General features: G+C 51.9%; 5 protein-coding genes. 1 reads left to right on the top strand and 4 read right to left on the bottom strand.

Translation table 11 applies throughout. The features are described from left to right. Positions 1-425: 425 nt before the first annotated feature. Entirely contained in the window at positions 426-1,052 is a 627-nt protein-coding gene (locus tag BR04_RS17090; RefSeq protein WP_496357240.1) for a plasmid pRiA4b ORF-3 family protein, read from the bottom strand. Between the two features lie 805 nt (positions 1,053-1,857). Here BR04_RS17090 and BR04_RS17085 point away from each other — a divergent pair. Next, the gene (locus tag BR04_RS17085) at positions 1,858-2,361 is read left to right on the top strand and encodes a virulence RhuM family protein (protein WP_496357239.1); all 504 of its coding nucleotides are present in this window, start codon (positions 1,858-1,860) and stop codon (positions 2,359-2,361) included. 518 nt (positions 2,362-2,879) lie between these two features. On the opposite strand, the gene BR04_RS17080 is transcribed toward BR04_RS17085, so the two are convergent. The 3 genes from BR04_RS17080 to BR04_RS17070 all read right to left on the bottom strand — a co-directional run bounded on the left by BR04_RS17080 (position 2,880) and on the right by BR04_RS17070 (position 5,602). Next, positions 2,880-3,302 carry a prepilin-type N-terminal cleavage/methylation domain-containing protein gene (locus BR04_RS17080; RefSeq protein WP_496357238.1) on the bottom strand — a complete coding sequence of 141 codons (423 nt, stop codon included), beginning with the start codon at positions 3,300-3,302 and terminating at the stop codon, positions 2,880-2,882. 208 nt (positions 3,303-3,510) lie between these two features. After that, positions 3,511-4,251 (bottom strand): PD-(D/E)XK nuclease domain-containing protein, encoded by a 741-nt coding sequence (locus BR04_RS17075; RefSeq protein WP_496357237.1) that lies wholly within the window; start codon positions 4,249-4,251, stop codon positions 3,511-3,513. 19 nt (positions 4,252-4,270) lie between these two features. After that, positions 4,271-5,602 carry a sigma-54 interaction domain-containing protein gene (locus BR04_RS17070; protein WP_496357236.1) on the bottom strand — a complete coding sequence of 444 codons (1,332 nt, stop codon included), beginning with the start codon at positions 5,600-5,602 and terminating at the stop codon, positions 4,271-4,273. Positions 5,603-5,781: the final 179 nt, after the last annotated feature.

Here is a 5,781-nt window from a genome sequence, read left to right as displayed (position 1 = left end):
CAGAGAAGGGACTCCCGAGGATACTGGCTCTGGGCGCAGGAGCGCCCGGTAGTGCGATCCCACGCTGGAGCGTGGGATCGATGGCGGAGGTAAGAGGGTGGGCAAATTTTTTTCTGATTCCTCCCCCTGACCCAGCCATGCCATCTTGGGAGTACCCTTTACAACATGAAATTCATCGTTCCCACGCTCCAGCGTGGGAATGCATCTTAAGACGCTCCAGCGTTTTGAATCCCGGATCGCTGTGATGGCTGAAAAGCCTGTAGAGCCTTCAGAAACCGGATACGCTCTATGTTTTGGTCTGGATTGTCCCGGTGCTTCGTCAATACCCAGCTCCAGAGAAGGGACTCCCGAGGATACTGGCTTTGGGCGCAGGAGCGCCCGGTAGTGCGATCCCACGCTGAAGCGTGGGATCGATGGCTGGGCTACTATCCGGTATATCCACAGACGCCTGCCCGTGGAGAATTGACAACCGGGAGGAACATGTCTTCATCACATTCATGGTGTTTCGCACATTTTTCACACAGCCAGCCCGTGCCATCATACTGGCATTCGGTACAGATTACCGTTGCGGGGTGTTTGCTGCATTTAGCACACATCACTGAGGGCTGGGCATTCCGGGATACAATCTGTATTTTTTTATTTCCCGCAGTGGCTCCGTTATAGATTCCAATATTTTTGATGGTGAGTTCTGTGGAGTCACCAAAATCATAGGTGTAGGATAATGCCAGTCCGGGGGTAAAAATCTGGGCCAGGGTCTTTTTCATGTCAATCTCTTCCCCGTAGCTGTCGTATGTAAATGCGCTGAGATGTCCGCAGCACTCGAGCCATGTGATGCGGAGGAAAGAGTCCAGGTCTTCGAGGCGGGCATTTTCTTTTATGAGCAGATGCAGAAAATATTCCGGATTGTAGGTGGCATGGACATGGAGGTAAAAGACACGTTTGGAATTTTTTTTATCGGACGCTTCAAAATGTCGGGCCAGGCAGCTTTTGATGTGTTTCGACATTCCTGCCCGCGTATAGTCTGAATTGCATATCTGGCATCTTGATTTCATGGGGGATGCATCTCCTTGATTTTGGGTGGGTTAAAAAGGGGGGAAGCTCCTTCTGCGTTTTTGAGGGAGAGAGGGTTTCAACCGCAGAGCTTTTTCATGCTCTGCATTAGGGCTGTCAAGGGGGTTCTGTCAATATGGAGGCATGACATTTTGTCTGGGAGTTGTCAGGAAAAAAAAGGGAGGGGAGGGAAAAGGGACGGGCAGACATGGGGTCTGAGCCCTTTTAGATTTGCAGAAGCTGTATTTGTTTCTTTTTGTAGATGCGCCATCCTGGCGTATTCATTAAATTGATTACTATCTTTCTTCAGCTATCGTTCCCATGCTCCAGCGTGGGAACGCCATACCGGGCGCTCCTGCGCCCAGAGCCAGTATCCTCGGGAATTCATTTTCCAGGAAATGGATATTGATGAAGCGCAGGGACGATCCAGATTAAACATGGAGTGTATCCGGTTTCTGGACTTCCTACAGGGTTTGGGGGCATGACAGTGTTCCGGGATTCAAGACGCTGGAGCGTCTTAAGATGCATTCCCACGCTGGAGCGTGGGAACGATGAGTTTAGTGCTGCATGGGCAAAATCTGCGACTGAATGGCTGAGTCAGGGGGGTAATCAGATTCATTAAAGCGGCTGGAAGCCGCTTCTGCTTTTCCAGCGACTTAATCTGTATTTCAGGTCTTGCCATATCAAATGTTTGAAGCTACTCAGAAGTACACCTAAAATTTTCAAATGTTTCATGGCTGACCACTTTGAAGATAGATCGAGAAACGAGAAAAGGGGTCTTCCCCCTCCGGGGGGGGCTGGGGGCTTATGAATACTTTAATTAGCCCTGTTGTGCTCTATCAGACCGAGGATGGCAGAATTCGTCTGGATGTACAGCTGGAGGCGGAAACCGTATGGCTGACGCAGGCGCAGATGACGGAGCTTTTTGGTCGGGATCAGTCTGTGATTTCGCGTCATATCCGGAATGCCATGAAGGAAGGGGAGGTGAGCGAAGAAAGTAATATGCAAAAATTGCATATTGCAAATTCTGACCGCCCTGTTACTTTTTATGATCTTGATGTTATTATATCAGTTGGTTACAGAATTAAGTCGCCTCAGGGCGTAAGTTTTAGAAGATGGGCCACCCAGATATTGCGCCAGCATCTTATCAAGGGCTATTCCCTGCACCAGGCCCGCTTTGAACAAAATGCAGCCGAGCTGGAACAGGCCCTGCTTCTGATCCGAAAGGCGGCCTGCTGCCTTTCTCTTCGTGGATTTTCTGCACCGCAACCACCGGCTGTTCAACCACAGAAAAGAAGCCGTTATCAATGATTCCGGTCTTGCCGCCCTTACCCTTCTGGTGGCGGAGTCCGATCCCAGACAGAAGGAGACCATGATCCGGCTGATCATGAATATTCTTACTCCGGAAAAGGCAGATTCTTGAAGAAGGCCTGAAGCTTTTGATTGTAGAAAAGGTGTCTGAAGTTTAAAAAACAGGGGGCATGGAAGGAAAAAACAGCGGAAAGAAAATAAGGTCTGATTCAATTTTAAAAAAGGGGAAGGCTCCTTCTGTGTTTTTGAGGGAGAGAGGGTTTCAACCTCAGAGCCTTTTTCATGCTCTGCATCAGGGCTGTAATGGGGGTTCTGTCAATATGGCGGCATGATATGTTGTCCGGGAGGTGTCAGGAAAAAAAGGGGGGGAGGGAAAGGGGATGGGCAGGCATGGGGGCTGCCCGGCAGAATAACGGAAAGGATTCGGGAAAAAGGGAAAGAAAAACCCCCGCCGGGGAGGGCGGGGGCAAGGGAAGGGTCAGGAAAGGGGGCTGACCTCTTTAGCTTTTAGTTTTTAATTAACCACTAAATTCAAACTCAATACTTTTTTCTGCCGGAGTAATCGTAGCGCCTGTGGGGATAGTTGTGTAAGTCGCACTAACTTTAATTTTTCCCTTTTTGCTTGTAGCGTCAACTGTTCCGTCAGTTGTAAATGTTATAGTGAAGTCACCAGAAACTACTGGGCTGCCAATTTTAGTCATAACTTGATCCCGTGTGGGCAACCCACCTAATGACAGAATTTGCTGTGCATAAGCCTGATTCGCTTGTGCAACGCCTTCAGCAAGTGCGCCATTAACAGCTTTATTCCTCGCATCCGCCTGCATATCAAAATACCTCGGCACCGCCACAGCCGCCAGAATCCCCAGCAGCACCAGCACGGCAATGATTTCAATCAGGGTAAAGCCTTCCTGATTCCGCACTAAAGATTTTCTCTGTTCCATGGTGTCTCTCCTATAAGTGGTGTTTTTTTAATCCGTCACCGAAAAAGCTTCCGGCTCTCTTCATTCTGGCTGAATTTTAAAAGCACAAACCATGCCACGATTTCCTGCTTCAGTCCCACACCTTCCAGTCTTTATCCCTTCCATCTTTCCTCCAAATCGTGAAGTCCTGTCTACAAATTTTGGAGATCCCCGTAAAATATGCCCCTTTTCAAAGCCTCTCCACCTCAAAGCCCGCAATGCTGCGATCCTCCTGTGAAAATTCCACCCCAATGAGAAAGGTGGTCTGATACAGGGCCGCATATTTTTCGGGGTATCGTTTTTCCTTCAGCGGCTCCATGGCCCGGCCTTCCCCGGCGCTGTCCTGCACCTTGAATTCAAAAAGATAACAGGGGGTGTCAAAAAAGAGACGCAAGTCCATGCGTCCATGGCTGGTGGCGTCTTCGGCCCGGACATCAAAACCGCAGGCCGCAAAATAGCCGTAAAAAATGCTGGCATAGTCGCCCTCATACCCGGAAAGCTGGTTTTTTCTGTATCCGTCGTGGGGAATGGAGGCAAAAAAGCGGTGAAAGATGGCTTTCAGGTCTTCAGGCCGTTTTTCTGCAATGGCCTTGACAAGGGCGTTTTCCGTTGCGTTCTTCACCACAACGTCCTGTGCCAGTTCGTTTAAAATCCGGCGCTTGAGGCTGTTTTTCACTTTCCTGTCGGGATAGATCAGGTGGTAGGTACGGCGCTTCGTCAATATCCAGTTTCCAGAGAAGGGATTCCCGAGGATACTGGTTTTGGGCGCAGGAGCGCCCGGTAGTGCGTTCCCACGCTGGAGCATGGGAACGATAGCTGAAGCAAGATGATAATCAGTTTCCACAAAGGGGAGTTTTGTCAACAGGATAATATTCTTCGGGATTTTCCCGGATTTTTCAAAGCTCTGAATGCCGATAGGCAGCTTTTTCATGGGAAATTCCTTATCTTTATCAGGAAGGTTCAGGCCCTTTCTGGATTTCGTACTTCTTTACCCTGTGCCACATGCTTCTCTGGTTGATGCCCAGCCTCTCCGCAGCCCTGGCCTGCACTCCGCCGCTTTCTTCCAGGGCTTGCAGAAGGAGGCGTTTTTCCACCTCTTTGAGGAAGCTGTCCAGGTTGAAGGCCTCCCTTTCCACCGCAAGGCTGGCCTGGGCCAGGGCACCTTCCACACTCTCCCTTCCTGCGGATGCCCGCAGACCGGCGGCTTCCAGATGCTGCCCGGTGATTTCCCCGCCTTCGGAAAACACGGCAGCCCCTTCCAGCACATTGAGAAGCTCCCGCACATTGCCCGGCCAGTCCTGGGCCATCAGGGCCGCCATGGCTCCGGAAGATATTGAGATTTCTTTTTTTTCCGTAAAGTCCTGACAGAAGAAGGGAATGTCTTCCCGCCTTTCGCGCAGGGGGGGCAGGCTGAGACGGAAGACATTCAGGCGGTAAAAGAGATCTTCCCGGAAACGGCCTTCGGCCACGGCTTTTTCCAGATCCTGATGGGTTGCGGCCACAATGCGGACATCCACGGCAAGATCTTTGTCTCCGCCCACCCGCTGGATGCGTTTTTCCTGTAAAACCCGCAGAAGCTTGCCCTGAAGAGCCAGGGGCATGTCCCCGATTTCATCGAGAAAAAGGGTGCCGCCTGTGGCCAGCTCGAACTTTCCCTTACGGACGCGGTCGGCTCCGGTGAAGGCCCCCCTTTCATGGCCAAAGAGTTCGGATTCCAGCAGCCCGTCCGGAATGGCCACACAGTTGATGCGGATGAGGGGGCCATGGCTGCGGCGGCTTCTTCTGTGCAGGGCTTCGGCGATTCTTTCCTTTCCGGTGCCGGATTCTCCGGTGATGAGCACGGTGGTGTCCGTGGTGGCCACCTTGCGCAGGGCCTCCAGCACTTCCCGCATGACCCGGCTTTCGCCCACAATCTCCGGGAACAGGGCACGGGCGTCCATGCGGCTTAAAGCCGATCCCACCTGCCTGAACACCCGCTGGTAACGTTGCAGTTCGTCTTCGTTTTTTACGCTGATAGCATCGGAACCCATGACGGAGAGGGTCTGGTGCATAAAGGTGTCCATGGGGCTGCGGAAAATGCGGAGAAGGAGGTAGCCCGTAAGCCCTCCGGTCAGGGCCATGAGGAGGCAGGTGATGAAGATGGGGGGAAGCCCCAGCCAGGATTCCTGATTTTTTGTCTGAAGAGCGGTATGAAAACCGGCCAGCCCTGAGATCAGGCCAAGGCCTGCGGAGATGAAGGGAATGAGGATGGTCAGGCTGATGTGGATCTGGATTCTGGACATGGAAACTCCGGGACTTAAGGATGGCGGGAAGCCCGCAGGACTGAGGGCAGGGGGCATCATGCCACAGGAGGAGCGATTCTTTCAATGTTTCCTTCAGCCATCTCAGCTATCGTTCCCATGCCGGGGCGCGGGAACGAGGGGTATCCGTCTTGCTTCAGGTTTCGTTTCTGTGTGGGAAT

Source organism: Desulfobotulus sapovorans DSM 2055 (assembly GCF_059569355.1).
The sequence above is the reverse complement of the archived record's forward strand: the minus strand, read 5'-3'. Positions and strand labels throughout refer to the sequence as shown.

Excerpts from the sequence above, each read along its gene's own strand:
- BR04_RS17090 (WP_496357240.1), bottom strand. The coding sequence starts at position 1,052 with ATGAAATCAAGATGCCAGATATGCAATTCAGACTATACGCGGGCAGGA.
- BR04_RS17085 (WP_496357239.1), top strand. The coding sequence starts at position 1,858 with ATGAATACTTTAATTAGCCCTGTTGTGCTCTATCAGACCGAGGATGGC.
- BR04_RS17080 (WP_496357238.1), bottom strand. The coding sequence starts at position 3,302 with ATGGAACAGAGAAAATCTTTAGTGCGGAATCAGGAAGGCTTTACCCTG.
- BR04_RS17075 (WP_496357237.1), bottom strand. The coding sequence starts at position 4,251 with ATGAAAAAGCTGCCTATCGGCATTCAGAGCTTTGAAAAATCCGGGAAA.
- BR04_RS17070 (WP_496357236.1), bottom strand. The coding sequence starts at position 5,602 with ATGTCCAGAATCCAGATCCACATCAGCCTGACCATCCTCATTCCCTTC.